Below are 24,120 nucleotides of genomic sequence, written 5' to 3'. Positions count from 1 at the left end.
CGTTACCGTACCCCGCACCGCCGGTCGGGGTCTTGCTCCGGATTCCTGAATGCCCTTATCGTCGAACAGTCGGGACATCGGATGACTTAGGCGTGAAGTGCACCATTTCCCGGTGATCGACCGGACGACATCGTGGATGCATCGGATCTTTGCTGAGGGAGCCTGATGACCAGGACACGTGATCGGCTGGCCCTGCTTGCCATCGGGGCACTGCTCGCCGGGATCCCGGTACCGGCGGCCAGCGCCGAGCCGCCGCGTCAGGAAAACGGGATGACGCTCTGGTACGACGAACCGGCCGTGGACTGGGAGTCCCAGTCGCTGCCGATCGGCAGCGGAGCGCTCGGAGCCAGCGTGTTCGGCGGCGTCCAGGACGAGCAGCTCCAGCTCAACGAGAAGACGCTGTGGACCGGCGGGCCGGGGTCCCCCGGCTACGACTTCGGCAACTGGACCGCTCCTCGCCCGGGTGCCCTCGAAACCGTTCAGCAGCGCATCGAGGCCGAGGGGCAGGCGGACCCGGAATGGGTGGCCGACCAGCTCGGCCAGCCGAAGCACGGATTCGGTGCGTACCAGACCTTCGGCGACCTCCGGCTGACGCAGTCGCAGGCACCGCCTCAGGTCACCGACTACCGTCGCTACCTGGACATATCGACGGCCACTGCCGGCGTGCGCTACACCTCCGGCGGCACCGAGTTCACCCGCGAGTACTTCGCCTCCGCCGCCGACAACGTGCTCGTGGCGCGACTGGCCGCCGGGCAGCCGGGCCGGATCGGATTCACCACCGCGATCACCGCGCCGGACAACCGGGCGAAGTCGGCGAGCGCGAGAGACGGTCGTCTCACGTTTTCCGGCCACCTCCACGACAACGGCATGCGCTTCGCCGCGCAGGTCAAAGTACTCAACGAAGGCGGCACGCGCACCGACAACGCGGACGGCTCGGTCACCGTGCAGGACGCCGACGCGGTCACCCTGGTCTTGGCCGCGGGCACCGACTACTCCCCCGTCTATCCGGCGTACCGGACCGGTCGGACCCCGATCGCTGAAGTGACTCAGCGCGTGGACCAAGCGGTCACCAAGGGGCTGGCCGCGCTGCGGACCGCGCACGTGGCCGATCACCAGGCGTTGTTCAATCGGGTCGACCTCCAGCTCGGGCAGCAGCCGCCCGCGGTGCCGACCGACGACCTGCTGCGCGCCTACCAGGACGGCACGGCCTCGCCTGCGGCACGGAAGGCGCTGGAGGTGTTGTACTTCCAGTACGGCCGCTACCTGCTGATCGCGTCCTCACGGGCGGGGTCGCTTCCGGCGAACCTGCAGGGCGTCTGGAACAACTCCACCTCGCCGCCGTGGAGCGCGGACTACCACGTGAACATCAATCTGCAGATGAACTACTGGCCGGCCGAGACCACGAACCTCACCGAGACCACGGCGCCGCTGTTCGACTACGTGGATTCGATGGTGCCGGCCGGTGAGGTGACCGCCGAGCAGATGTTCGGCAACCGCGGCTGGGTGGTGCACAACGAGACGAACCCGTTCGGCTTCACCGGGGTGCACGACTGGGCCACCGCGTTCTGGTTCCCCGAATCCGGCGCCTGGCTGGCCCAGCACTACTACGAGCACTACCGGTTCACCCGTGACGAGGCGTTCCTGCGCGAGCGGGCGTATCCGATGATGAAGTCGCTGGCCCAGTTCTGGATCGACGAACTGGTCGTCGACCCGCGGGACGGCAGGCTGGTGGTCACCCCGAGCTACTCACCCGAGCAGGGGCCGTTCACCGCCGGTGCGTCGATGTCCCAGCAGATCGTCGGAAACCTGCTGGCGAACACCGTCGAAGCCGCGAACCAGCTGGGCGACAACGAGTTCGCCGCCGAGGCCGTGGACGTGCTCAACCGGCTGGACCCCGGGCTGCGAGTCGGTTCCTGGGGACAGTTGCAGGAGTGGAAAGCCGACCTGGACGACCCCGGCAACCAGCACCGGCATGCCTCGCACCTGTTCGCCATGCACCCCGGCAACCGGGTCACTCCGAGCGGCACTCCCGAACTCGCCGAGGCCGCGAAGGTTTCGCTCACCGCGCGCGGGGACGGCGGTACCGGCTGGAGCAAGGCGTGGAAGATCAACTTCTGGGCCCGTCTGCTGGACGGTGACCACGCGCACACCATGCTCTCGGAGCTGCTGAAGACGAGTACGCTGGCCAATCTCTGGGACACCCATCCGCCGTTCCAGATCGACGGCAACTTCGGGGCCACCGCGGGCATCGCGGAAATGCTGCTGCAGAGCCACGCCGGAGTGGTGGATGTGCTGCCGGCGCTGCCCGCCACCTGGGACACCGGTTCGGTGCGGGGGCTGCGGGCGCGCGGTGACCTGACCGTCGACCTCGACTGGAGCGGCGGCACACCGAGTCGTATCGCCTTGACCGCGGGCCGGGACGGGGCGGTGGACGTCCGGGGGGACTGTTCGCCGGCCCGTTCGAGGTGCACGACACGACCACTGGCCGGACTGTCGAGGTCGCCAGGGACGGCGATCGGGTCACGCTGGCGGCTGAGCGGGGGCACCGCTATGAGGTGAAGCCGCTGGCCTCGGTGTCCATCGCGGCACCGGAGGCGGTGAAGGTGGGGGTGCCGGTCAGCGTTGAGGTCACCGTGGCGGCTGCCAGCGCCGCACTGCCACGTGGGGATGTTCAGCTTGACCTGCCGGAGGGCTGGACCGCGCTGTCCTCCGTCCAGCCGTCCGCACCGTTGCGTGCCGGGACGGGGCGTACTCATCGTTTCGAAGTCACGCCGGGTACGAGTGCGGCGACGTTGCATGCGACGGTCGGCGGCAACGGGTGGGAGGTACGCGCCCTGCGACATGTGGGCATCTGAGCAAGGGCCGAGCGGTTGAAGGTGCCGCCTCAGGCGGGTTCGTCACCGAGGCCGACTGCTGTGACTGTTCTCCGAGGCGACTCGAGCACCCGGGGCGAGTGGGTTCTGGTTCATGGGAGTTTTGGAGCGCGTGTTCTGTTACAGTGTCGGACATGCCTCGCCCTCGTGTGCACGATCTCGATGCGCTGCTCGACACCGCCGAGCGGCTGATCGCCGAGGTCGGGGCCGCCGGGGTCACCGTGCGGACGCTGGCAGCGGAGGCCGGGGTGCCGAACGGCACCATCTACCACGCGTTCGGCTCGATCCACGCGCTGCTCGGACGGGTGTGGTTGCGGGCGGCGACCGACTTCCTCGACCGGCAGACCGAGCTGGCCGAGCAAGCTGATCCAGTGGAGGCCGTGCTGGGTGCGGCCAGCGCGCCCGCCGTGTTCGCGCGGCAGCGACCGGCGGCGGCACGCATGTTGCTGCTGGTCAACCGCGACGACCTGCTCGGTCCCGAGTTGCCCGCCGACCTCGCCGACGACCTGCTCGCGCTGGACAAGCGACTGGTCGCGCTGCTGGTCCGGCTCGCCGACCGGCTGTGGGGCCGGCGGGACGGCGCCGCCGTCGAAGTGATCACCACCTGTGTGGTCGACCTGCCGACCGCCTTGTTCCGCCGCGCCCTGACCGGCCCGCCCGGTGACGGCGACGGAGTCAGCGCCGACGCCCGGCGGCGCCTCGACGCCGCCGTCCGCGCGGTGCTCGCCCTTGATCCACCCGCTCCTCGATCCGTGAAGGACTGACCGTGCCCGAACTGCAGTACCAGGAACCCGTGCACATCCTCGACCTCGGCGACGGAGAGAACCGCTTTTCGCCGGACTGGCTGGAGAGCGTCAATTCCGCGCTGGACACCGTCACCGCGGGCAGCGCCCCGGCGGCGCTGGTCACCGTGGGCGGCGGCAAGTTCTACTCCAACGGCCTGGACCTGGAGTGGCTGACCGCCCACGGCGACCAGGCCGGCCAGTACGTCACCGATGTGCAGGAGCTGTTCGCGCGCCTGCTGACGTTGCCGGTGCCGACCGTCGCCGCGTTGAACGGGCACGCCTTCGGGGCCGGGGCCATGCTCGCGATGGCGCACGACTACCGCGTGATGCGGGAGGACCGCGGCTACTTCTGCTTCCCCGAAGCCGACATCAACATCCCGTTCACCCCGGGCATGGCCGCGCTCATCCAGGGCAAGCTGACCCCGGCCGCCGCCGTCGCGTCGATGACCACCGGCCGTCGCTTCGGCGGGCCGGACGCGCAGGCGCTCGGGCTGGTCGACGCCGTCGCCGCCGAGTCGAAGCTGCTGGACCAGGCGAGTGAGCTGGTGCGCGGGCTGGCGGGCAAGGACCGGGGCACGCTGGGCGCGATCAAGTCGACCATGTTCGCCACCGCGGTCACCGCCCTGCGTGCTCCGGCCCCGACGGCCTGACGGGCTCCCGGTGCCCGGCGGGACGAGCGGTCAGCACGCCCGCGCCGCCGGTGAGGCCGGGCAGGGCCTGCTCGATTTCCCGCAGTCGCGCTGACGGTACTTCCGCCTCCAGGGCGGCCGCTCCGGCGGTCACCAGCGGGGTCCCCGGAATGCCACCGCACCGGGTCAGCAGGGTGAGCACCGGGCTCAGCGCGTCTTCGGGCAGGTCCAGGTCCAGGTGTTCCCACGGTTCACAGCACACGGTGCCCGCCTGGGCCAGCGCGGTGGCGAGGACCTGCGGGGTGAGGGTCCGGAAGTCGGCGGCGGTGCTGAACACGCTGGAGAAGCCGCTGTGGGTCAGGGTGACCAGGCAGTCCACCACCGAGTGCTCGCGCAACGTGGCACGAGTGGTCTCTTCGATCGCGGTGAGGAACGCGGCGGGCAGTGAACCGCGTTCGACGGCCAGGACGAACCGCACTCCCGAGTCGACCGGGCCCGGCTCCACACGCAGGCCGATCGTCGCCCACAACAACACCGGTTTGGTGTCGCCGATCCGCACGACCGCGCCGCCGATGCCGGTGAGCCGGTGCACGCAGACCACCCGTGTGGGCGAGAACTGCGCGATCACGCCGAACTCCTCGGCGAGTCGCGCGGCGATCACCTCGCGCTGCACCTCGCCGTACAGCGACACCACCAGGCTGCCGTGGTCGGGTCCGCGGCGGAGGCCGATCAGCGGGTCCTGGTCGGCGAGCTGGCCGAGGGCGGCGAACAACGCGGGTGCGCTGGTGCCCTCGCCCGGCGTGACCACGGTTTCCAGCGTGGGCAAGCGAAAGCGCGGTGGTTCCGCGGTGCCCGGCGTGGTGCCGAGCCGATCGCCGACGCGCAGTCCGGGCACCCCGGCGATCCGGGCGATGCCACCCGCCGGCACCCGGGCCTGTCGCCCGTCGGTGTCGAGCACGGCGGTCGCGCGGCCGGAACCGCCGATGTAGGTGACCCGGTCGCGGGCGGCGAGCGTTCCGGAGAACAGCCTGGCCACCGCGAACCGCTGCCCCGTACGATCGCGTTCGACGGCGAAAACGGTGCCGTCCAGGGGTTCCTCGGACGCGGCCGGGCCGGTGGACGGCAGGAAGTCCACGATGCCCCGGCGGAGGGCGTCGATGCCGGTTCCGGTGATCGCCGAGCCGAAGAACACCGGGTGCACCCAGCCCTGTCGTGCCTGCGCGACGAGTTCCGCCCGCAGCAGCCGGGGATCGAGTCCCTCCACATAGGACTTGAGGACGGCGTCGCTGCGTTCGGCCAGGATTTCGGCGCAGTCGGCGTCCGGGGAGAGATCGGTCACCGAAGCGGACCGCGTGCCGAGCCCGGACGGGTCGTTCACCGCGACCGCCGCCGGGCTGAGCAACCGCCGGATGTCGGCCAGCAGCGCGGATCCGCGGGCACCGGGGCGGTCGATCTTGTTGACGAACAGGATCGTGGGCACGGCCATGGCACGCAGGGTGCGCATGAGCACGCGGGTGTGCGCCTGCACGCCTTCGACCGCGGAAAGCACCAGGACCGCGCCGTCGAGCACGCCGAGCGCGCGTTCCACTTCGGCCACGAAATCGGCGTGGCCGGGGGTGTCGATCAGGTGCACCTCGTGCCCGGCGGTGGTGAACGCGGCGACCGCCGAGCGGATCGTGATGCCGCGGCGGCGTTCCAGGTCCATGCCGTCGGTCCGGGTGCTGCCGTCGTCGACGGAACCGAGGTCGGGAATGGCGCCCGCGTCGAACAGGAGGCGTTCGGTCAGGCTGGTCTTTCCGGCATCGACGTGGGCGACGATGCCGAGGTTGAGCATCCGCATGCGGGAGGAGTTCCTTGTCTGCGAGCGAGCAACAGTCGATGGGGCCTGTCGGTCACTCGCCGCATGGGTTCTCCTCCGCTCCGCGTGCTGGGCGGGCAGCACGGTAGCAACCTCCGCCGTTCGACGGCATTCCAATTTTCGCGGGCGCTAGGATCGGCCGCATGGCCGGGAAAACTCAGCGTCGCCTCACGCTGGTCGCGGTGCTGGGCATGGCGTACTGGTTCTTCGGCAACCTCTACGAAGCCGTGGTGCTTTCGCCGAACTGGGTGGTGGACAGCCCGGCCCAGTTCACCCGGCTGCACGGGTTCTTCACCACCACCGGCCCGACCCTGTACTTCGTGCCGATCGTGCCGCTGGTGATCCTGCTCGTGTGGGTGCTGTGGTGGCGCAACTCCGACGAGGAGCTCGCGCGCGACTACCGGCGCGCGGGCGTGACGGCGGTGGTCGCGGTCGCGCTGTCGGTGTACATCGTCGCGGGGCTCGTCCGCCGGATGTTCGGCGAGGACTACCTATCGGCCGACCTGACGGCCACGGCGTGGCAGTGGAACGCGCTGAACGTGGTCCGCCTGGTGCTCACCGCGGCCATGGGCACCTTCCTGTTCAGCGCGTTCCGGAAGCTCGATCGCCGGGCGGCAGGATGACCGTGCCGCGTTCGAGGTCGATGCCGTGCGCGGGCGGGGCGTTGTCGCCCTCCTCGTCGCGCAGCATCTCCACCGCGGCCCGGTGTTCCAGTTCCCGCCGCTTGGTGCCGTAGAACATCGCGGTCACCTCGTTGATGTAGGTGGCGGTGAGCGGGGTGCCCGCTCGCCTGCGCCCTCTGGCGCGCACGAGTTCGACCACCCCCACCGCCACCATCAGCAGGGTGCCTGCCGGAATGCTCCAGGCGAGCAGCGTCTCCACCGGGTCCACACCGGCCAAGGTACCCGGGTTCAGCGCAGGGTGACCGGCAGCGACTGGTGGCCGTTCGAGATGAACGACGCGGTGGTCGGCAGGTCCGCCGGGTCGACCGCCAGTGCCAGGTCCGGGAACCGGGCGAACAACGCCGGCAACGCGATCTCGGCCTCCACCCGGGCCAGCGGGGCACCGAGGCAGAAGTGCACGCCGTGACCGAAGGAGAGGTGGTTCTTGTTCGGCCGTGACAGGTCGAACTCGTCGGCGTTCTCACCCGCGGTCTCCGGGGCCCGGCCCGCGGCGGCGTAGGAAGCCAGGATCGCTTCGCCCGCCTTGATCGTCAGCGTCTCGCTGACAACGATGTCGTCCACGGCGTAGCGCAGCGGCAGGTGTGCCACGGGTGCCTGCCAGCGCAGGGTTTCGTCGATCACGTCGCCCCAGGTGTACTCGCCGCCGAGCACCTGGCGCAGCTGCGCGGGATGGGTCAGCAGCGCGGTGATCGCGTGGTCGAGCAGGTTGACCGTGGTCTCGTGCCCGGCCGAGATCATCAGGATCAGCGTGTCGACCAGCTCCGCCTCCTGCAACGCGGAACCGTCCTCGTCGCGGGCGGCGATCAGGCCGCTGGCGAGGTCGTCGCCGGGCTCCGCGCGCCGGGTGGCGACCAGTTCACCGAGGATCCGGTACAGCTGCTCGCCGTTGGCCGCCGCCTCTTCGGGGGTGGCGGTGGTGTTGAACACCCCGTCGACCACCTTGCGCAGGTCGGGCCGGTGCTCGTCGGGCACGCCGAACAGCTGGCAGATCACCTCGATCGGCAGCGGGTAGGCGAAGTTCTCACGCAGGTCCACCGTGCCGGACATGCCGTCGAGCCGGTCGAGCAGGCCGTGGGTGATCTCCTCGACCCACGGCCGCAGGGCCTCGGTGCGGCGGTAGGTGAACGCCTTCGACACCAGCGACCGCAGGCGCCGGTGCTCACCCCCGTAGGCGGTGAACATGTTCTGCACGGCGACCCAGATCATCAGCGGCCAGTCCGCGGGCACGGTGCCCTCCCGCCAAGCCGCCCAGTGCTGCCGGGGGTCCTTCGACACCTTCGGGTCGCTCAGCAGCCGCTTGAGCAGTTCGGGGTCGGTTACTGACCACGCCACCACCTGGCCAGGGAGTTCCACCAGCGTCGCGGCGCCCCGGGCGCGGAGTTCGGCGTTCTCGGCGTGGATGTCGCGGCCGGTGGGGTCGAGGACGAAGGGGCTGGGTGCGGATTCCAACGGTGCTCTCCAGTCGGTTCGGCGGTTGCGGACTTCGGCACGACGGGGGTGAACAGCACGGGCAGCGAGGCCAGTGCCCGGTGGAACGGGCCGGGGCGCCAGCGGAGCTGGTCCTCCGGCACGGCCAGGCGCAGGTCGGGCAGCGCGTCGAGCAGGGTTTCGATGGCCGTGGTGGCGATCAGCCGGGCCGGGCCCTGCGCGGGGCACGAATGCACCCCGGCGCCCCAGGCGATGTGGGCGCGGTTGCCGACGCGCTGCTCGGCGCGCAGCGCGGGATCGGTGTTGGCGGCGGCGAAGCTGATCACCACCGGTTCGGCGGCGGGCAGGTGGGTGCCGAGGAGGTCCACCGCGGGCCACGGGTACCCGGCCGAGTAGTTCGCCATCGGCGGGTCGCCCCAGAGGATCTCCTCGAGCGCGTCCTCCACGTGCAGGCTGCCCCCGGCCAGGTCGCCGGCGAAGCGGTCGTCGACCAGCAGCAGGCGGATGCCGTTGGCGATCAGGTTCTGCTGCGGCTCGGTGCCCGCGCCCATCAGCAGCACCAGCTGGTGCAGCAGTTCCTCGTCGGTCAGCCGCGCCGGGTGCGCCATCATCCACGACGGCACGTCCTGGCCGGGCTGCTTGCGCTTGAGCGCCAGCAGTTCCAGCATGCTCGCGGTCAGCTCGGCGTTGGCGCGCTCGGGGTCGACCATGTCGAAGATGCCGCGCATCCCGGCCACCAGCCGGTCGCCCAGGGCGGGCGGGCAGCCGAAGAGGTGGTTGAACACCTGCAGCGACAACGTGGTGGCGTAGTCGCTGAGCAGGTCCGCCCGGCCGCCGGCGGAGAACCGGGAGATCAGCTCGCGCGCGGTCTTCTCGACGTAGTCGCGCAGGGCGTGCGGGTTCACCCGCGAGAGGCTGCCGGTGACCGCGCTGCGCAGGCGGGCGTGCACCGCGCCGTCGGTGAACAGGCAGTTGGGCCGGTAACCCATCATCGGCATGACCGGGCTGTCCTCGGGCTGGTTCTGCTGCCAGCGCCGGGGGTCGCGGGGGAAGGTCGACGGCGCGCGCAGCACCTCCAGCGCGGCTTCGTAGCCGATGACCAGGCTGGCGTTCACCCCGGGCGCCAGTTCGACCGGGGCGATCGGCCCGTGCGCGGCCCGCATCCTGGCGTAGACCCCGGCGGGGTCGCGGGCGAACTCCTCGTCGTAGAGGCGGGCGCGCTCGGCGTGCGCGGGACAGCCGGGTGGCGGTCCGGCGGCGGGAGAGGTCACGAAAGCTCCTGGCGGGGGTGGAAGAGGTAGTCGACGAGGCTGATCAGTGCCTGCGCGGACGACCCGCGGTCGCGGGCGTCGCAGCTGACCAGGCGGGTTTCCGGAAGCAGGTCGAGTGCTTCGCGGAGCTCTTCTTCGGGGAACCGCGGTGCGCCGTCGAATTCGTTGACGGCCACCGCGTACGGCAGGCCCAGTTCTTCGAGCAGGCCCATCACGTCGAAGGACTCCTCGAGCCGGGTGGGGTCCACCAGCACCAGCGCGCCGAGGGCGCCGTAGGCGAGGTCCTTCCACATCTGCGTGAACCGCTGCTGCCCCGGCGCGCCGAACAGGTAGAGCACCACGTCGCCGCCGAGGGTGAGCCTGCCGAAGTCCATCGCGACGGTGGTGGTGTCCTTGCCGCGGACCCCGGACAGGTCGTCGACCACCGCACCCGCCTGCGTCATGGTCTCCTCGGTGCGCAGCGGGCGGATCTCGGACAGGGTGCCGACGAAGGTGGTCTTGCCGACCGCGAACGGCCCGACGACCAGGATCTTGACCGAGGTCCGGACGGTGGCGGGGACGTATCCGTCAGGTGAGAGCACGGAGGCCATCGAGTACCTTCTGCAGGAGTTGGTGGTCGGGGATGTCGGCCTGGCGCACGGCGGCGCGGGCTTCGATGTGCCCGGAGTCGAGCAGGTCGGACAGCAGCACCTTGGTCACGCTCGTCGGCAGGTTCAGGTGGGCGGCCACCTCGGCGACGGCCAGCGCGCCACCGCGGCACAGTTCCATCACCCGCCGCTTCTCCGGGCTCAGCCCGACCACCGGCGCCCAGGTGGCGAGCACCACGGTGGCCACGTCGAGGGTGTTGCGGGTCGGGTGGGCGCGACCTTCGGTGACCACGTGGGGCCGCACCAGTGCCTGCTCGCGCCGGTTCCGGGTCATGCCGGACTGCCGCCTGCGGACGGGAAGCGCGGCGGGGCGGTCAGTTCCTGACCGAGCCGCTGCACCAGTTCCTGCATGCGGGAGGAAACGCCTTCGACGTCGACGCGGCCGGTGGTGGACACCGCGACGTAGGCGCCCTGGCCGGCGGCGGTGAGGAAAACGAAACCGCCGTCGAACTCGATCAGCGTCTGCCGCCACTTCTCCGGTTGCTGGCGGCAGAATTCGCCGGTGGCGCGCGCCAGCGACTGCAGGCCGGAGACCGCGGCGGCGGTGCGCTCGGCGTCGTCCCGGTCGATGCCCTTGGAGTGGGCCATCAGCAACCCGTCGGCGGAGAGCAGCACGGCGTAGAGCGTTTCCGGCATCTGGAGTGCTTGGTCGAGCATCCAGCCGAGCCGGTTGGTGGTCGCGTCCGTGCTGTTCAAGCTCACTGGGATTCCCTTTCTGCGTCGGCGGAATTGGCACGGCCGCGGCGGGTGCCGCGTTGCCAGGCCGCGGCGGTGGCGACCGAGTTCGTGGAGGGCGCGGACGATGCGGACGGCGGCGGCGCGGCCTGCGCGACCGGGGCGGCGGCGGGGGTGGCCGGGCGGGTCGCGGCCGCGCTGCGGCGGCGGCGCCGGGGCAGGCCGTGCGCGGTGGTGCCCAGGTCCGTGTTCACCGGCGCCGGGGCGGCCGGTTCCGGCCTGGGCCGGGGCGTCGGGCTCGGGGTGACCGCGGCGGGCGCGGGGACCGGAGCGGGCTCGGGAGCCGGGGCGGTGGCGGGCGTGGTGATCCGCGTGAGCAGTTCGGTGGGCAGGAACAGCACCGCGCGCACCCCGCCGTAGGGCGAGCGGGTGTCCACCGAGACCCGGAACCCGTACCGGCTGGCGAGCGCGCCGATCACCGCGAACCCGATGCGCGGCGGCACGCCGAGCGCGGCGATGTCCTGGCCGCCGTGCCCGTCGAGCAGCCACGCGGCGCGCTGCACGGCTTCCACGGTCATGCCGACACCCGCGTCGTCGATGATGATGGCGAGCCCGTTGTGCGCCTGCTGGAAGGTGACCTGCACCGGTGAACCGGGCTGGGAGTGGCGGGCGCCGTTGTCCAGCAGTTCGGCCACCGCGAGCACCACCGGTTCCACCGCCTGGCTGATCACCGCGGTGTCCGAGGGGGCGGGGATCTGCACGCGGGCGTAGTCGCGGATGCGGCCGGTGGCGCCGCGGACCACGTCGGTCAGCGTGGCGGCCGAGCGCTGCAGGCCGGGCCACGAACCGCAGAGCACCGCGGTGGCCTGGGCGCGGCGGCCGAGCTGGGCGTTGGCGTGGTCGAGGCCGAGCAGGCCGTCGAGCACCGCCGGGTCGTCGTGGCGGACCTCCATCTCCGAGATCAGCACCTGCTGCTCACCGGCGAGGTTCTGCACCGTGCGCATCATCGCCCGCAGCGTCGCGGCGGCGGATTCGGCGGCCTGGCGGCGGGTCTGGCCGAGCAGTTCGGTGATCGTCTCGAGCACGCCGCGGTGGGGGTCGCCGGCGCCGGTGTCGCGCAACGGGCCCGGCACGGTCACCGACGGGTTGGCCAGCGATTCCGCCAGCGCGGGCAGCCGGACTTCGATCAGGTGCCGTTCCTCGTGCTCACGGGCGGTCAGCTCGGCGACCGCGGCGTCGCGGTACCGGCCGAGGTTGACCGTGACGCGGCGCTGGCGGACGAGCAGCACGGCGAGCACGAGGCAGAGCAACAGCAGGCAGAGCAAACCTGTCGTCAACAGGGGGTATTCCATGGATTCCTCACGGTCGACCGGTCACGGGCCACCAGTCGGCTAGGCGATCGCCGGAATCCGCGCCACGTCCGCGCCCCGGCGGTGACCGCCGTACCGGGCGATGAGCATTCGGGCGAGCCCGGGGCAGGACGGCATGTGCGCGGCTCCACAACGGCGGGGGACGGAGGTCACATCGCGGCCGGCGCGATGTCAGCAGCGAGTACCGTAGCGCAAACGGTTCGTAATCTCACGGGTCTGGGAGAAATCGGCGGCAGCGCCCGCGCCTACGCGGATTTCCGCACCAGCAAATAACAACGCGCGCTCGCGTGCTCGGCCCCGGGGTGCGGCGCGCGGTCCAGCCGGGCCGACAGCGTCAGGCCGGCGTCTTCGAGCGCGGCGATTTCCCGTTCTGGATCGAGGAAGTAGAAGGTCAGCCCGACGCTTTCGCCCCACCACTCGGTCAGCGTCCGGCTGCCACCGGGCCGGATTTCGGCATCCTCGGTGTGCCCGGAGATCAGCGCGTGCCCACCGGGGCGGAGCACCCTGGAGAACTCCCGGTAGGCCCTCGCGCGACCGGGAGCGTCCAGGTGGATCACCGCGTACAGGCAGACGATCCCGGCGAGCGCGGCCGTCCGGTACGGCAGCGCGGTCATGTCGGCCGCGCAGACGGGCGCGTGCCGCCGCGCTTGGGCGCACATGCCGGTCGACAGGTCGGCGGCCACGACCCGGGTGCCGTGCGCGGTGAGCGCGGCGGCGACGTGGCCGGGCCCGCACCCCACATCGGCCACGACACCACCGCCGGTCAGCTCGGTGAACGCATCGAGCACGGCGCGGTCGAGCGGCTTGCCCGCCAGCTCGCCGCTCAGTTCCGCCGCGTACTTTCCCGCGACCCGGTCGTAGCTGCGCCGCACACCGATCACGGGACCGAGCTTAGGCGGGGTCCCCGGTGTTGCGGACGACGTTGTAGTAGGTGTCGGCGATGAAGTCGCACGGGCCGCGGGCCGGGCCGGCGCCGAAGGTGTGCTCGCACTGCTGGTGCATCTTGTCGAAGAACAACCGGTCGCAGCGCAGGGTGTTGGCGCCACCGGCTTCCTCGCACATGTCGTGGTGCGCGCACGGGCCGCGGAAGTCGACCTGGCCCCACGGCGGCACGACCGGCATGTCCGGCGACCAGGTGCAGTAGTCGTGCCAGGCGCCCCGGCTGGTGTCGTATTCGTAGTCGCCCGGCACCGGCACGTACCCGGCCGCCTGGGCGGTGCCCGCCGCCAGCCCGAATCCGCCGATGCCGCAGGCCAGCACCACCGCGAACCGCCGCAGTTTCCCGTTCATCCCAGCTCCCCGCAGTTGCCGTTTCCCGTAAAAGGGAGATCAGTTCGACAACTTCCAACCTAGAACGGGCGGGCGGGTTCGCCCAGGGTGCGATCGACCCACAGGTGAAAGCGGGGTGAAAGCGGCACCCGGACGCTGGCGCCGGTGAAGCTCACCTTCCTGATCCTCGGTTTCCTGTTCCTCGCTTCGGCTTTCGGCGTGAGCGCGGTGATGTCGGACGAAGCCCGGCTGGCCGGCATGATGGAGTGGACCTGCAAGCCGCCCAACTCCGTCGGCTGGGTGGAGTGCCACACCACCAAGAGCACCGACACCTTTCTCCGGCTGGACGCGGACCACTACGCGCTGCAGCTCATGCTGGCGCTGACCGGGGTCGGCTGCCTGGTCGCCGCGGCCGCGGTGAACTCCCGTCCGCGCCCGGTCCCGGCGCCGATGCCGGGGCCGCAGCCGCACCCGCAGCAGTGGCCGCAGCAGGCGCGCTGACGCTCAGCGGCGCACGAGCACCTGGTCCAGCGATTTGCGCACCAGGTTCGGCACCACGCAGTCGTCCGCCGGATACCCGACCGGGATGACCGCGAACGCCTTCTCGTTGCGCGGTCGCTGGAGCAGCTCGCCGAGGAACCGCATCGGCGACGGGGTGTGCGTCAGCGCCGCCAGGCCGGACAGGTGCAGCGCGGTCAGCAGCATGCCGACCGCGATGCCCACCGATTCGTCGACGTAGTAGTGCTTGTGCGTGTCGCCGTGCTCGTCGAGGTAGAACCGCTGCTGGAAGACCACGATGAGGTAGGGCGCGTCGGTCAGGTGGGCCTTGACCGCGTCGGTGCCCAGCGGGCGCAGCGCCGAGAGCCACTCCTCCCCCAGCCTGCCTTCGTAGGACAGGCGTTCCTCCTCCTCGGCCGCCTCGCGGATGCGCTGCTTGACCTCGGGATCGCTGACCAGCACGAAGGTCCAGGGTTGCTGGTGGGCACCGCTGGGCGCGGTGGCGGCGACCGCGATCGCGTCCAGCACCGCCTGTTCCGGTACCGGGTCGGTGGAAAACGCCCGCACGGTGCGGCGGGTGTCCATGCGGCGGCGCAGGTCGGCCGCGGTGGCCAGCGATTCGTCCGCCGGTGGGCGGGCGGGCCGGTAGGGCACCGGTTCGAAGGGATCGCCGTAGTTCGGGGTCCAGTGCGTCATGGCAGCCATTCTCGAAGCCGGATGGTGTTCGCACAATGGGAATGCTGGCCGCGGAACTCGTCATCGACGCCGTGCAACCCACCGAATCACGCGTTTCCCCGGACGGGCGCTGGGTCGCTTACCTGGTCGACGGGGCGTTGTGGGTGACCGACGGCGATTCTCCGCGGCAGCTGAGCGCACGGGGCGCGAAGCCGGATTCGCGCTGGCTGTATCAAGGTGTGGAACGGATTTTCCCGCACCGGGGAAATCGAGGCGCTGACGGGTGACTGCGTGCCGCTCGTTCGGGCGAAGTGGTGGTGGTGCCCCGGCCGGAACCGGACCACTCGGACCCCGTGGCCTGGACCGAACCGCGTCCGGGGAACGGACTGCGCCTCCCGGGTCACTCCTCGGCCGTACTGGGTGGCCGTCACGTCATCGAAATCGCGCGACGGCCGGACGACCTGCTCGCCGTGCTCACGCGGGCGAGCCCGGAACGGGATCCCGTGCACCCGTCACCGAACGGCACCTGGGCGAGACCGAATTGCTGGTGCATTCGCCGGTGTGGTGGCACAGCGCCGGCGGCTGGCGCGTGCTGTACCTGGCCACCACCGGACCGGGGCTGATCGGCGGGCTCGCGGTGTTCGACGCGGAGCACCGCAACCTCACCGCCGGAATGCCGTGCTGCCCGATCGAACTGGCGGCCTCGGGTGCCGGTCCGCTCGCATTGTTCGCCGACGGCCTCGACACCGCGTTGTACCGCCTGGACGACCACGGTTTCCAGCGGGTGCGCACGATGACGGGCAAGGTGTCGGCGCTCAGCGCGAGCGACTCGGGTGAGGTGGTGGCGGCGCTGGTGAGCACCGCGTACGAACCACCGGGCGTGCACACCGGCCCGGTGGCGGGCCCGTGGCGGCAGCTCACCGACACCCGCCCGGAACTGCGCGGGTCACCTGGGGCACGCAGGAACGACTCGCCTACCGGTCCGGCGGCTGCGACCTCGACGGGTTGCTGATCCTGCCGCCGGGCCGCACGCGTGACGACGGCCCGTTCTCCCTCGTCACCCTCGTGCACGGTGGCCCGGACGACCGGTACGCGGATTCGTTCCCCTGAACTGGTTCCCGTCCGGGCAGTGGCTGGCGGCCGCGGGGCACGCCGTGTTCCTGCCGAACGCGCGTGGCGGCCTGGGGCACGGGCACGAGTTCGCGGCTTCGGTGGCGGGTGCGGTGGGTTGCGGTGAATGGACCGGCGTGCTCACCGGCATCGACCTGCTCGTCGAGGAAGGCGTCGCCGATCCGGACCGGCTGGGCATCGGCGGCTGGAGCCACGGCGGCTTCGCCGGCGCGTGTGCCGTCACGCAGACCGGCCGGTTCCGGGCGGCGCTGATGGGGGCCGGCATCAGCGACCGGGGCATGCTGGTGGGCACCGGGGGGGAGGGGGTGCTGGAAGGCGGCCTCGGCGGCGGCACCGTCTGGCGGGCCGGGCTCGCACACCGCCCTCAGCCCGGTCACGCACGCCGCCCAGGTGTCCACGCCGATCCTGATCGTGCACGGCGAGGCCGACACCGGCGTCCCGCTCAGCCAGGCCATCCACTTCCACCGCGCCCTGCGCCACCACGGCGTCCCGCACGAGTTCGCCGTCTACCCGCGTGACGGCCACCGCATCAGCGAACGCGCCCACCAGGTGGACCTGCTGCACCGCAGCCGGAACCGCTTCGCCGTCCTCGGGGCGGAGTGACCCGAACCACTCCCGGGGCGGTCACATCGGCGGGTGACGGCGGGTCGACGTGGTGTTCTGCCATTACCGCTGAGGAGTTCCGATGTCTGTCACCTACGTCGTCGTCACCGGGTTCGCCGCCGCGTTCGTCGCGTTCTCGGCGTTCGCGATCTTCGCCCGCCTGAAGTTCGTGGTGGAGCCGCTGGCCGAGTACGGCGTGCCCCGGTCGTGGTGGCCGTGGCTCGGCACGGCGAAGGCGGCGGGTGCGCTCGGCCTGGTCGCCGGCTTGTTCGTGCCGTGGATCGGGCTGGCGGCGGCGATCGGGCTGGTGCTGTACTTCACCGGCGCGGTGGTCACGATCATCCGCGCGCGTTCCTTCGCGCACATCCCGGCACCGCTGCTGTACCTGGCGCCCGTGGTCGCGTCGCTGGCGCTCAGCCAGTGAGGCCGGCGAGCACCACGGCGATCACGTCGTCGACGGCGGGCACCTCGGCCGGGGCCGTGTGCGGGAGGAGCGCCGACAGCACGGTTTCGTGGCACACACCGACGAGCATCGCCGCCGCCGCGTCGACCCGCGCGCCGGCGGCCAGCCTGCCCAGGGACCGTTCCGCCCGCAGGTAGTCGCGCAGGCGGTCACGCCAGTCCTCCCCGCGGCCGCCGAGTTCACCGAACCGGGCGAGGACCGCGGGCTGGGCGAGCAGACCGGTGAACGCGGGCAGGATCGCCCGGTGCAGCGCCAGCCCGTGGTCCAGGTGCGCCCGCAGGTTCGCCTCGACGGTGCCCGAACCGGCCTCGGGCAGTTCGCCGAGTTCCGCTTCCACCGCACGGACATAGGCGCGCAACGCGTTCGCCAGCAATTCCTCCTTGTCGGCGAAGTGGTTGTACAGCACCCCATCCGCGACGCCCGCCTCCCGTGCGATCGCGCGCACGGTGAGTCCGGCGGTGCCGTGGGCGGAGATCAGCTGCTTCGCCGTGTCGACCAGGTGCTCGCGCAGCGACCGCCCGTCCGGCAGAGCCGCCGCTTTCCGCGGTGACATCAGGATTTCGCCGCCGTGACCAGCCACGCCGTGCCTCGCAACCGGACGGCGCCGGGCTGGGCGAACGCACCCAGTGCGGTGGTGAGCGCCTCCCTGGCACGGGCCGCGGTTTCGGCGTCGACCAGTCCCAAGTGGTGCTTGACCGGGCCCCAGCCGGCCATGAACGCCGCCGCCTCCGCGACATCCCGCCCCCACACCTGGTCCGCTTCCACCCGCGTGCAGGTCGTCCCGGTGAAACCGGCCGCCGACAACACCTCCCGGCTGCGTGCGGGATCGGCGAACGACGTGGGCCCGGTGCCGTCCGCGCCGGTCGGCCGGGGCAGGAACGGTTCCATCGCGGCGAAAACGCGGCCGAGGTCGGTACCGTCGAGTTCGGTCATGCAGAGGAACGCCAGCCGTCCCGGCGACGCGAGCGCCCGGTGGACGTTCGCGAAGGCGGCCACCGGATCGGCGAAGAACATCACGCCGAACCGGGAGATCGCCACATCGAACGACCCCGGTTCGAACGGGTGCACCTGCGCGTCACCCTGTTCGAAGCTCAGGTTGCCCAGCCGTTCGCCCGCCGCCCTGGCGCGGGCGGTGGCCAGCATCGGGCCGGAAAGGTCCACCCCGGACACCCGGCCGAGGTGCGCCCGTTGTGCCGCCTGCCGGGTCAGCTGGCCGTTGCCGCAGCCGATGTCGAGCACCCGGTCCCGTTCGCCGACGCCCGCGGCGTCCAGCACGAACGCGTTGAACCCGCCGTTGACCGCGTCGAAGCGGTCGTCGTGCGCGGCCCAGTGCTCACCCTCGTAGCCGTTCCACGCCTCCGCCTGAGCGGTGTTGACGATGTTTGTGAACATGCGTTCATAATGCCCGCGCGACCGGGTGGACGGAAAGTCACCGCGGGTCACGGGTGGGGCGGGGCCGGCTGAGGGAGGCCGGTGGGCGGCACCTCAGGCGCGCGCGCATCCAGGCCGAGCGCCTGCCCCGGTCCGGGCGGCCGGGGCAGCCGCGCGTGGCGAGGATCGCCAGCGCCTGTTCCGTCGACACCAGTTCCGGCAGGGGCACGCTGTCGATCTCCGCTCGCCAGGCCGCCAGCAGCCGGTCCACCGCACCGCAATCCCGATCCATTGGCACGCCTCGCAGTCCGTCCCCTCAGGGCCGTAGTCGCCGCCGCCCGGCGCGGTGTTACCGCGTCACGATCCGCGACCGGCCCGCGTCACCCAGCGGAATCGGCTAGCCAGGGACGTCCAGGCGCTGGGTGCCGATCACGGAAAGCAAGCGCATCGCCTCGTCCGAGCGCGATCCCGGTTCGGCCGTGTAGAGGACCACGCGTTGATCACGGTCGGCGATGTCGAGCACGTCGCAGGTGACGGTGATCGGGCCGACCTGCGGGTGCTGGAAGGTCTTGCACAGCTCGGGTCTCGTGCTCACGTCGTGCGACGCCCACAGCCGGGCGAACTCTTCGCTGCCGTCGAGCAGTTCGGTGATCAGCTCGGCCAGTTCGGGGTCGTCGGGATACCGCGCGGCGGTGGCACGCAGGTGCCGGGCGGCGCTCGGCGCGAACTCGCTGGCGCCGGCCAGGCCGTAGAGCCCCCGTTCGCCGAGGAAAGCGCGTCGCACCAGGTTGCGCTGCCGCCGCGGCAACGCCGAGAAGTCCTCCATCAACGCCGCCGCCAGCGGATTCCACGCGATCACCTCGTAGGTGGCCGACAGCACCAACGCGGCCGCCTGCGGCAACCGGTCCAGCAGCGCCAGGATGCTCGGCCGCACCTCACGCGAGGGCCCCGGTGGCGGACCGGGTGGCGCTCCGGCGAGGTGGTGGAGGTGGTCGCGTTCCACATCGGACAGGCGCAGCGCACGGCTGAGCCCGGCCAGCACCTCCCGCGACGGCCGCGGTGCCTTGGCCTGCTCCAGCCGCGTGTAGTACTCGGCCGAGATGAACGCCAGCTGCGCGACCTCCTCGCGGCGCAGCCCCGGCGTCCGGCGTCGCCGCCCGGCGGGCAGGCCGGCGTCGGCGGGTGTGATGCGTTCCCGCCTGCTGCGGAGGAAGCCGGCGAGTTCTCTGCGGTCCACGCCCCCAGTGTGCGCGGGACGACCCGCGCTCAGCCAGGTACCGCCGATGCCTGGTTACCGCGGGCGGCCGGACGCAGGCTCGACGGCATGACCCAACGACTGCTCGAGAACAAGGTCGCCTTCGTCACCGGCGCCGGCCGCGGCATCGGTGCCGCCGCGGCCCGGCTGTTCGCCCGCGAAGGCGCCAGGGTGCTGCTCGCCTCCCGGACCGAAGCCCAGCTCAAGGCCGTCACCGGAGAGATCCGCGCGGCGGGCGGCACCGCCGATCACGTGGTGTGCGACCTCGCCGACCCGGACGGCATCCGGGCCGCCGTGCAGCACGCGGTCCAGTTGTACGGCCGGCTCGACGTGGCCTTCAACAACGCCGCCACCAATCCCCCGCCCGGCCCGATGGACCGGACCGCCGAAGCCGAGTTCGACCACGTCTACACGGTCAACCTCAAGGGCACCTGGGTGGCCATGGTCGCCGAAATCGACGCGATCCGGGCGACCGCGGGCACCGGCGCCATCGTGAACAACTCCAGCGTCGGCAGCCTGATGGCGAACCCGGAACTGCCGTCGTACGGCGCGGCCAAGCGCGGGGTGAACAGCCTGACCGCGTCGGCCGCGGCCACCTACGGCCCGGAGGGCATCCGCGTCAACGCGATCGCGCCCGGCACCACGCTCACCGAAATGCTGCGCAGCTGGGACGACGCGTCCCCCGGGGTCATCGACCGGCTCAACGCCGGGACCCCGCTGGGCCGCGCCGCCGACCCGGCCGAGATCGCCGAGGCGGCGGCGTGGCTGCTCAGCGAGCGGGCCTCCTACGTGACCGGCACGGTGCTCCGCGTCGACGGCGGCATGCTGTCCTAGGTTCCGGTGCAGGCGACGCGCCACACACAGAACCACCGCCACCGGCACGCTGCCGTCCTCGAAGACACGCGTCGGGATTCCGTTGGCCGGGAAGGCGTCGACGAATTTGGTGAGCTGCCACACGGCGGATGCGTGCTTTTCGTCCCGGCCGATCACCTGGCCACCGGTGTTGACGAGGTCGGCGTATGTGGCGAGGGCCCGCGTGTAGCCGGCCACGATGCCGCCGCGGAGCGACCCGGCGCCGGTCAGCTGGTAGCCGGGCGGGGTGGCCAGCGGGGTGGTCACGGCTTCCGACCGGGTTTCGCGCGAGGCGGTCCCGAGCACGTCACCGCGTTCGTTGATCGCGTCGGCGTGCACCGGGCCGAATCCGCCCGCCACGGGGGCTGTTCGCAGTAGCCGAAGTGCTGGTGCCCGCCGTGGTAGCGCAACGCCGCCCCGGCCGTTCGGGGCGAGTGCCCCGGTGGATCGGCGGCTGCTGCGGCGCGCTGAAACTGGACGTTCGCCCGAGCCACCACCGGACACCCTGGCGCGGCTGCGCCTGGCCGGTGGCGAGGTGCGCACCGACCAGGTCACCGTGCCGTGGCGGTGCACGGTCGCCTGGATCTAGGCTCCCGCCATGGGCACCCACCTGTATGCGGGCATCTCGGTTTCCGACTTCCCCGCGGCGCTGGCCTGGTACGAGCGGCTGTTCGGGACACCGCCGACGTTCTTCCCGAACGACATCGAGGCCGTCTGGGAGATCGAGGAGCACCGCTCCGTCTACATCGAACTGCGCCCGGAGCACGCCGGTCACGCGCTCACCACGTTGTTCCTCGAGGACCTTGACGCCACCGTGAACGGCATCACCGAACGCGGCCTGGAGCCGTTTCAGCGCGAAACCTATGACAACGGCGTGCGCAAGATCACCTACCGCGACCCCGACGGCAACAAAATCGGCTACGGCGGCGGCCCGGCCTAACGCGGTAGTTCCCGCAGGTACTTCGCGAAGCCCTCGAGACCGTCGATGTTGCGCGGGCTGCTGATGCCCTCGTTGTAGTTCAACACGTAGAACCGGTTGTGCACCACGGCGGGCAGCTGCGCTGTCGCCGGGGACGACTTGAGGAATTCGATCTTCTCCTGCGCCGGCTTGTCGCCGTAGTCGAGGATGATCACCACCTCCGGCTGGGCGTCGACCACGGCTTCCCAGCCGACCTTGGTCCAGCGGGCGTCGACGCCGTCGAAGATGTTGCGGCCACCGGCGAAGCGGATGATGTCGTTCGGCGGCACCTGGTTCCCCGCCGTCGACGCCTGGTCGGTGCCCGAGTCGTAGAGGAAGACCTTGACCGGGTCGCCCTTGGGGGCCGCGGCGGCCACCTGGTCCACCCGGCGCTGGTAGTCGGCGACGAGTTGTTCCGCCCGCTCGGAGACGCCGAAGATCTGCCCCAGTCGCGTCAGGTCCGTGTACAGCCCTTCGAACGGCGTCACCTTCTCCGGGAAGTTCGGGTAGTTGAAGCACGATTCGGTGTGCATGAAGCTCTGGATGCCGAGGCCGTCCAGGATCGCCGGGGTGATGCCGCGCTGGTCGCTGAAACCGGAGTTCCAGCCCGCCACCACGAAATCGGCTTTCGCGTCGACCACGAGTTCCCGGTTGAGCAGGTCGTCGCCGAGGAACTGCACCTTCGCGTACTCCGCGGCGTACGGCGACTGCGACACCGGCGGGTTCGCCGGCGGCATCACGTACCCGTGCACGTGCTCGGTCAGGCCGAGGGCGAACATCTTGTCGGCGCTACCGGCTTCGTAGACCACCGAGCGCTTCGGTTCGGTGTAGCGCACCTCCTCGCCGCACCGCTTGACCACCACCTCCTGCGCACCCGGCGCGGTGCCTTCGACCTGGGCACCGCAGGCCGCGGTCAGCAGCACCACCGCGGCCAGCGCGGGAACCGCCTTGTTCATACCGGACTCCTTCTGTCGGTGAGGGCGTAGAGCAGCTGGGGGTCGCCGGTGAGCGGGTGGTCCACCACGGTCACCTCGACGCCGAACACCTCGCGCACGAGGCCGGCGGTGAGCACCTCGGCCGGGGTGCCCGCGCGGACCAGCGATCCGGCGGACAGCACACCGATCCGGTCGCACACCGCGGCCGCGAGGTTGAGGTCGTGCAGCACCACGAGCACGGTCAGGCCGAGCGTGCGCAGCATCGACAGCAGCTCGATCTGGTGCCGCACGTCGAGGTGGTTGGTCGGTTCGTCGAGCACCAGCACGGCGGGTTCCTGCACCAGTGCCCGTGCGATGAGCACGCGCTGGCGTTCCCCGCCGGACAGCGAGAGCACCCCGCGGCCGGCCAGGTGCGCGACGTCGAGCCGGTCCATCGCGTCCCGGCACAGTTCCCGCTCCCGCGCGGTGAGCGCACGATTGCCGTTCAGGTGCGGGAACCGGCCCAGTTCCACGAGTTCGGTGACGGTGAAGTCGAATTCGCTGCTGCTTTCCTGGGTCAGCGCGGCGATCGCCCGGGCGGCGCGGCGGGTGCCGAGCGCGGCGAGGTCGTCCTCGCCCAGCCAGACCGTGCCGCCGTGCGGGGCGAGCGCGCCGTACACGCAGCGCAACGCGGTCGACTTGCCCGAGCCGTTCGGGCCGACGAGCCCGACGACCTGCCCGGAACCGGCCTCCAGACTCAGCCGGTCGACCAGGGTCTTCCCGTTGAGCACCACGGAAACGCCATCGAAGCGGAGTTCCACCTCAGCGCCCTCCGAACAGGTAGCCGCGGCGGCGCATCAGGGTGATGAACACCGGCACGCCGATCACCGCGGTGATCACCCCAAGCGGCAGTTCCCGCGGCGCGACCACGGTGCGCGCGGCGAGGTCCACCCAGACCATGAAGATCGCGCCGGCCGGCGGGGCGATCAGCAGCACCCGCGCGTGCGAGGCGCCGAACACGATGCGCACCAGGTGCGGGATCACCAGGCCGACGAAGCCGATCGCACCGCTGACCGCGACCATCGCGCCGGTCACCACCGCGGTCAGCACGAAGAGCCCGCGCCGCACCGATTCCGTGCGCACCCCGAGGCTGGCCGCGGTCTCGTCGCCGAGGGAGAGCACGTCCAGGCTGCGGGCGTACCGGCGCAGCACCACCACCCCGGCGACCACGGCGACCGCCACCACCGGCAGCGAACCCCAGGTGGCGCCACCGAAACTGCCCATCGTCCAATACAGCACCGTGCTGGTGGCCTCGCTGTCCGGGGCGAAGTAGATGATCAGGCTCATCACGGCCTCGAACCCGAACGCCAGCGCGACCCCGGTCAGCACCAGCCGCAACGGCGTGATCCCGGCACGCGAGCGGGCGGCGGCGTAGACCAGCACCGAAGCCAGCAGTGAACCGAGGAACGCCCCGATCGACACCGCGTAGATGCCGAACGCCCCGAGCGCCCCGAAGGAGGTCACCGCGACCGCGCCCACCGACGCGCCGGACGAGACGCCGAGGATGAACGGGTCCGCCAGGGCGTTGCGCACCATGGCCTGGATCGCCACGCCGACCGCGCCGAGCCCGGCGCCGACCACCGCGGCTAGCAGCACGCGTGGGGTGCGCACCTGCCAGATGATCTGGTAGCGGGTGAACTCCCCGGCGCTGATGCCGTCGCCGGTGATCGCCGCCCACAGGTACCGCGCGGTGTCGGCGGGCGGGATCACCGCCGAACCGAGGCCGATCGCCAGCACGATCGAGCCGATCAGCACCACGCCCAGTCCGGCGGCCACCCACACCGCGTCCCGCCGGGTTCTCCCCATCACCACTCCGCCTCCGCCGTTCGCCCGACGCAGGTTGGCCGAACAT

At 71.4% G+C, this 24,120-nt stretch carries 30 protein-coding genes and 2 pseudogenes; 14 read left to right on the top strand and 18 right to left on the bottom strand.

Features of this window, described 5'->3' with window-relative positions:
- Window positions 1-165 precede the first annotated feature (165 nt).
- From AC07EG_RS28535 to AC07EG_RS28520, 4 genes are all read left to right on the top strand, one after another.
- Window positions 166-2,559 (top strand): glycoside hydrolase family 95 protein, encoded by a 2,394-nt coding sequence (locus tag AC07EG_RS28535; protein ID WP_478256285.1) that lies wholly within the window; start codon window positions 166-168, stop codon window positions 2,557-2,559.
- A complete protein-coding gene (locus AC07EG_RS28530; protein WP_478256284.1) occupies window positions 2,556-2,855 on the top strand; it encodes an NEW3 domain-containing protein in 300 nt (99 codons plus the stop codon). The genes AC07EG_RS28535 and AC07EG_RS28530 overlap by 4 nt, the downstream gene beginning before the upstream one ends.
- 152 nt (window positions 2,856-3,007) lie before the next feature.
- On the top strand, window positions 3,008-3,637 hold the full coding sequence (locus AC07EG_RS28525; RefSeq protein WP_478256283.1) for a TetR/AcrR family transcriptional regulator: 630 nt from the start codon (window positions 3,008-3,010) through the stop codon (window positions 3,635-3,637).
- A 2-nt stretch (window positions 3,638-3,639) separates the two neighbouring features.
- Complete coding sequence (locus AC07EG_RS28520) at window positions 3,640-4,308, top strand: enoyl-CoA hydratase-related protein (RefSeq protein WP_478256282.1); 669 nt, start codon at window positions 3,640-3,642, stop codon at window positions 4,306-4,308.
- Here AC07EG_RS28520 and AC07EG_RS28515 read toward each other — a convergent pair.
- A complete protein-coding gene (locus AC07EG_RS28515) occupies window positions 4,274-6,127 on the bottom strand; it encodes a GTP-binding protein (protein ID WP_478256281.1) in 1,854 nt (617 codons plus the stop codon). The genes AC07EG_RS28520 and AC07EG_RS28515 overlap by 35 nt on opposite strands.
- 161 nt (window positions 6,128-6,288) lie before the next feature.
- On the opposite strand from AC07EG_RS28515, the gene AC07EG_RS28510 reads away from it, so the two are divergent.
- Window positions 6,289-6,768: a hypothetical protein gene (locus AC07EG_RS28510; protein WP_478256280.1), complete on the top strand. Its 480-nt coding sequence runs from the start codon at window positions 6,289-6,291 to the stop codon at window positions 6,766-6,768.
- On the opposite strand, the gene AC07EG_RS28505 is transcribed toward AC07EG_RS28510, so the two are convergent.
- The 9 genes from AC07EG_RS28505 to AC07EG_RS28465 all read right to left on the bottom strand — a co-directional run bounded on the left by AC07EG_RS28505 (window position 6,728) and on the right by AC07EG_RS28465 (window position 13,509).
- Window positions 6,728-7,036, bottom strand: coding sequence for a DUF6191 domain-containing protein (locus AC07EG_RS28505; RefSeq protein WP_478256279.1), 309 nt, complete (start codon window positions 7,034-7,036; stop codon window positions 6,728-6,730). The genes AC07EG_RS28510 and AC07EG_RS28505 overlap by 41 nt on opposite strands.
- A gap of 20 nt (window positions 7,037-7,056) precedes the next feature.
- Window positions 7,057-8,163 (bottom strand): cytochrome P450 family protein, encoded by a 1,107-nt coding sequence (locus tag AC07EG_RS28500; protein ID WP_478256380.1) that lies wholly within the window; start codon window positions 8,161-8,163, stop codon window positions 7,057-7,059.
- On the bottom strand, window positions 8,145-9,527 hold the full coding sequence (locus AC07EG_RS28495) for a cytochrome P450 (RefSeq protein ID WP_478256278.1): 1,383 nt from the start codon (window positions 9,525-9,527) through the stop codon (window positions 8,145-8,147). The genes AC07EG_RS28500 and AC07EG_RS28495 overlap by 19 nt, the downstream gene beginning before the upstream one ends.
- Window positions 9,524-10,117, bottom strand: a complete 594-nt coding sequence (locus tag AC07EG_RS28490; protein ID WP_478256277.1) for a GTP-binding protein — start codon at window positions 10,115-10,117, stop codon at window positions 9,524-9,526. Before AC07EG_RS28490 ends, AC07EG_RS28495 begins: the two co-directional genes overlap by 4 nt.
- Entirely contained in the window at window positions 10,095-10,448 is a 354-nt protein-coding gene (locus tag AC07EG_RS28485) for a DUF742 domain-containing protein (RefSeq protein ID WP_478256276.1), read from the bottom strand. Before AC07EG_RS28485 ends, AC07EG_RS28490 begins: the two co-directional genes overlap by 23 nt.
- Window positions 10,445-10,876, bottom strand: coding sequence for a roadblock/LC7 domain-containing protein (locus AC07EG_RS28480; RefSeq protein ID WP_478256275.1), 432 nt, complete (start codon window positions 10,874-10,876; stop codon window positions 10,445-10,447). The genes AC07EG_RS28485 and AC07EG_RS28480 overlap by 4 nt, the downstream gene beginning before the upstream one ends.
- Window positions 10,873-12,186 carry an ATP-binding protein gene (locus AC07EG_RS28475; protein WP_478256274.1) on the bottom strand — a complete coding sequence of 438 codons (1,314 nt, stop codon included), beginning with the start codon at window positions 12,184-12,186 and terminating at the stop codon, window positions 10,873-10,875. The genes AC07EG_RS28480 and AC07EG_RS28475 overlap by 4 nt, the downstream gene beginning before the upstream one ends.
- 278 nt (window positions 12,187-12,464) lie before the next feature.
- The gene (locus AC07EG_RS28470) at window positions 12,465-13,100 is read right to left on the bottom strand and encodes a class I SAM-dependent methyltransferase (RefSeq protein WP_478256273.1); all 636 of its coding nucleotides are present in this window, start codon (window positions 13,098-13,100) and stop codon (window positions 12,465-12,467) included.
- A gap of 10 nt (window positions 13,101-13,110) precedes the next feature.
- Window positions 13,111-13,509 (bottom strand): hypothetical protein, encoded by a 399-nt coding sequence (locus AC07EG_RS28465; RefSeq protein WP_478256272.1) that lies wholly within the window; start codon window positions 13,507-13,509, stop codon window positions 13,111-13,113.
- 144 nt (window positions 13,510-13,653) lie between these two features.
- Between AC07EG_RS28465 and AC07EG_RS28460 the strand changes: the two genes are divergently transcribed.
- Entirely contained in the window at window positions 13,654-13,989 is a 336-nt protein-coding gene (locus tag AC07EG_RS28460; protein ID WP_478256271.1) for a hypothetical protein, read from the top strand.
- A gap of 3 nt (window positions 13,990-13,992) precedes the next feature.
- Here the strand turns inward: AC07EG_RS28460 and AC07EG_RS28455 are convergent, their stop codons facing one another.
- Window positions 13,993-14,682: a nitroreductase family protein gene (locus AC07EG_RS28455; protein WP_478256270.1), complete on the bottom strand. Its 690-nt coding sequence runs from the start codon at window positions 14,680-14,682 to the stop codon at window positions 13,993-13,995.
- A gap of 35 nt (window positions 14,683-14,717) precedes the next feature.
- Here AC07EG_RS28455 and AC07EG_RS28450 point away from each other — a divergent pair, with 35 nt between their 5' ends.
- From AC07EG_RS28450 to AC07EG_RS28430, 5 genes and pseudogenes are all read left to right on the top strand, one after another.
- Window positions 14,718-14,948: a hypothetical protein gene (locus AC07EG_RS28450; protein WP_478256269.1), complete on the top strand. Its 231-nt coding sequence runs from the start codon at window positions 14,718-14,720 to the stop codon at window positions 14,946-14,948.
- Between the two features lie 254 nt (window positions 14,949-15,202).
- Window positions 15,203-15,673: a hypothetical protein gene (locus tag AC07EG_RS28445; RefSeq protein WP_478256268.1), complete on the top strand. Its 471-nt coding sequence runs from the start codon at window positions 15,203-15,205 to the stop codon at window positions 15,671-15,673.
- Between the two features lie 142 nt (window positions 15,674-15,815).
- Window positions 15,816-16,007: pseudogene (locus tag AC07EG_RS28440) on the top strand (prolyl oligopeptidase family serine peptidase); the annotation flags it as partial.
- Window positions 16,008-16,170: 163 nt separating this feature from the next.
- A pseudogene (locus AC07EG_RS28435) lies at window positions 16,171-16,395 on the top strand (prolyl oligopeptidase family serine peptidase); the annotation flags it as partial.
- Window positions 16,396-16,477: 82 nt separating this feature from the next.
- Window positions 16,478-16,819 carry a DoxX family protein gene (locus AC07EG_RS28430; RefSeq protein WP_478256267.1) on the top strand — a complete coding sequence of 114 codons (342 nt, stop codon included), beginning with the start codon at window positions 16,478-16,480 and terminating at the stop codon, window positions 16,817-16,819.
- Here the strand turns inward: AC07EG_RS28430 and AC07EG_RS28425 are convergent.
- The 4 genes from AC07EG_RS28425 to AC07EG_RS28410 form a co-directional block, all read right to left on the bottom strand.
- Complete coding sequence (locus tag AC07EG_RS28425; protein ID WP_478256266.1) at window positions 16,809-17,411, bottom strand: TetR/AcrR family transcriptional regulator; 603 nt, start codon at window positions 17,409-17,411, stop codon at window positions 16,809-16,811. The genes AC07EG_RS28430 and AC07EG_RS28425 overlap by 11 nt on opposite strands.
- Window positions 17,411-18,250: a class I SAM-dependent methyltransferase gene (locus tag AC07EG_RS28420; protein WP_478256265.1), complete on the bottom strand. Its 840-nt coding sequence runs from the start codon at window positions 18,248-18,250 to the stop codon at window positions 17,411-17,413. The genes AC07EG_RS28425 and AC07EG_RS28420 overlap by 1 nt, the downstream gene beginning before the upstream one ends.
- A gap of 37 nt (window positions 18,251-18,287) precedes the next feature.
- Complete coding sequence (locus AC07EG_RS28415) at window positions 18,288-18,521, bottom strand: hypothetical protein (protein ID WP_478256264.1); 234 nt, start codon at window positions 18,519-18,521, stop codon at window positions 18,288-18,290.
- A 105-nt stretch (window positions 18,522-18,626) separates the two neighbouring features.
- On the bottom strand, window positions 18,627-19,466 hold the full coding sequence (locus AC07EG_RS28410) for a helix-turn-helix transcriptional regulator (RefSeq protein WP_478256263.1): 840 nt from the start codon (window positions 19,464-19,466) through the stop codon (window positions 18,627-18,629).
- A gap of 87 nt (window positions 19,467-19,553) precedes the next feature.
- Between AC07EG_RS28410 and AC07EG_RS28405 the strand changes: the two genes are divergently transcribed.
- The 3 genes from AC07EG_RS28405 (at window position 19,554) to AC07EG_RS28395 (ending at window position 21,276) form a co-directional block, all read left to right on the top strand.
- Entirely contained in the window at window positions 19,554-20,318 is a 765-nt protein-coding gene (locus tag AC07EG_RS28405) for an SDR family NAD(P)-dependent oxidoreductase (protein ID WP_478256262.1), read from the top strand.
- Window positions 20,319-20,778: 460 nt separating this feature from the next.
- Window positions 20,779-20,925, top strand: coding sequence for a hypothetical protein (locus tag AC07EG_RS28400; RefSeq protein WP_478256261.1), 147 nt, complete (start codon window positions 20,779-20,781; stop codon window positions 20,923-20,925).
- Window positions 20,926-20,934: 9 nt separating this feature from the next.
- Window positions 20,935-21,276: a VOC family protein gene (locus AC07EG_RS28395; RefSeq protein WP_478256260.1), complete on the top strand. Its 342-nt coding sequence runs from the start codon at window positions 20,935-20,937 to the stop codon at window positions 21,274-21,276.
- Here AC07EG_RS28395 and AC07EG_RS28390 read toward each other — a convergent pair.
- From AC07EG_RS28390 to AC07EG_RS28380, 3 genes are read right to left on the bottom strand one after another with little or no spacing between them, the layout of a single operon-like run.
- On the bottom strand, window positions 21,273-22,250 hold the full coding sequence (locus AC07EG_RS28390; RefSeq protein WP_478256259.1) for an ABC transporter substrate-binding protein: 978 nt from the start codon (window positions 22,248-22,250) through the stop codon (window positions 21,273-21,275). The genes AC07EG_RS28395 and AC07EG_RS28390 overlap by 4 nt on opposite strands.
- Complete coding sequence (locus AC07EG_RS28385) at window positions 22,247-23,029, bottom strand: ABC transporter ATP-binding protein (RefSeq protein ID WP_478256258.1); 783 nt, start codon at window positions 23,027-23,029, stop codon at window positions 22,247-22,249. Before AC07EG_RS28385 ends, AC07EG_RS28390 begins: the two co-directional genes overlap by 4 nt.
- A gap of 1 nt (window position 23,030) precedes the next feature.
- Window positions 23,031-24,074, bottom strand: coding sequence for a FecCD family ABC transporter permease (locus tag AC07EG_RS28380; protein ID WP_478256257.1), 1,044 nt, complete (start codon window positions 24,072-24,074; stop codon window positions 23,031-23,033).
- Between the last annotated feature and the right edge of the window lie 46 nt (window positions 24,075-24,120).

This window comes from Amycolatopsis sp. NPDC045836, assembly GCF_056431745.1.
Note: the sequence above shows the minus strand (reverse complement) of the source record. Positions and strands in the feature narration are given on the sequence as shown.

Coding starts and splice junctions, on each gene's coding strand:
- AC07EG_RS28455 (WP_478256270.1), bottom strand. CDS start 14,682: ATGACGCACTGGACCCCGAACTACGGCGATCCCTTCGAACCGGTGCCC.
- AC07EG_RS28425 (WP_478256266.1), bottom strand. CDS start 17,411: ATGTCACCGCGGAAAGCGGCGGCTCTGCCGGACGGGCGGTCGCTGCGC.
- AC07EG_RS28515 (WP_478256281.1), bottom strand. CDS start 6,127: ATGCGGATGCTCAACCTCGGCATCGTCGCCCACGTCGATGCCGGAAAG.
- AC07EG_RS28535 (WP_478256285.1), top strand. CDS start 166: ATGACCAGGACACGTGATCGGCTGGCCCTGCTTGCCATCGGGGCACTG.
- AC07EG_RS28485 (WP_478256276.1), bottom strand. CDS start 10,448: ATGACCCGGAACCGGCGCGAGCAGGCACTGGTGCGGCCCCACGTGGTC.
- AC07EG_RS28380 (WP_478256257.1), bottom strand. CDS start 24,074: ATGGGGAGAACCCGGCGGGACGCGGTGTGGGTGGCCGCCGGACTGGGC.
- AC07EG_RS28395 (WP_478256260.1), top strand. CDS start 20,935: ATGGGCACCCACCTGTATGCGGGCATCTCGGTTTCCGACTTCCCCGCG.
- AC07EG_RS28405 (WP_478256262.1), top strand. CDS start 19,554: ATGACCCAACGACTGCTCGAGAACAAGGTCGCCTTCGTCACCGGCGCC.
- AC07EG_RS28490 (WP_478256277.1), bottom strand. CDS start 10,117: ATGGCCTCCGTGCTCTCACCTGACGGATACGTCCCCGCCACCGTCCGG.
- AC07EG_RS28510 (WP_478256280.1), top strand. CDS start 6,289: ATGGCCGGGAAAACTCAGCGTCGCCTCACGCTGGTCGCGGTGCTGGGC.
- AC07EG_RS28525 (WP_478256283.1), top strand. CDS start 3,008: ATGCCTCGCCCTCGTGTGCACGATCTCGATGCGCTGCTCGACACCGCC.
- AC07EG_RS28450 (WP_478256269.1), top strand. CDS start 14,718: ATGGGAATGCTGGCCGCGGAACTCGTCATCGACGCCGTGCAACCCACC.
- AC07EG_RS28430 (WP_478256267.1), top strand. CDS start 16,478: ATGTCTGTCACCTACGTCGTCGTCACCGGGTTCGCCGCCGCGTTCGTC.
- AC07EG_RS28420 (WP_478256265.1), bottom strand. CDS start 18,250: ATGTTCACAAACATCGTCAACACCGCTCAGGCGGAGGCGTGGAACGGC.
- AC07EG_RS28465 (WP_478256272.1), bottom strand. CDS start 13,509: ATGAACGGGAAACTGCGGCGGTTCGCGGTGGTGCTGGCCTGCGGCATC.
- AC07EG_RS28415 (WP_478256264.1), bottom strand. CDS start 18,521: ATGGATCGGGATTGCGGTGCGGTGGACCGGCTGCTGGCGGCCTGGCGA.
- AC07EG_RS28390 (WP_478256259.1), bottom strand. CDS start 22,250: ATGAACAAGGCGGTTCCCGCGCTGGCCGCGGTGGTGCTGCTGACCGCG.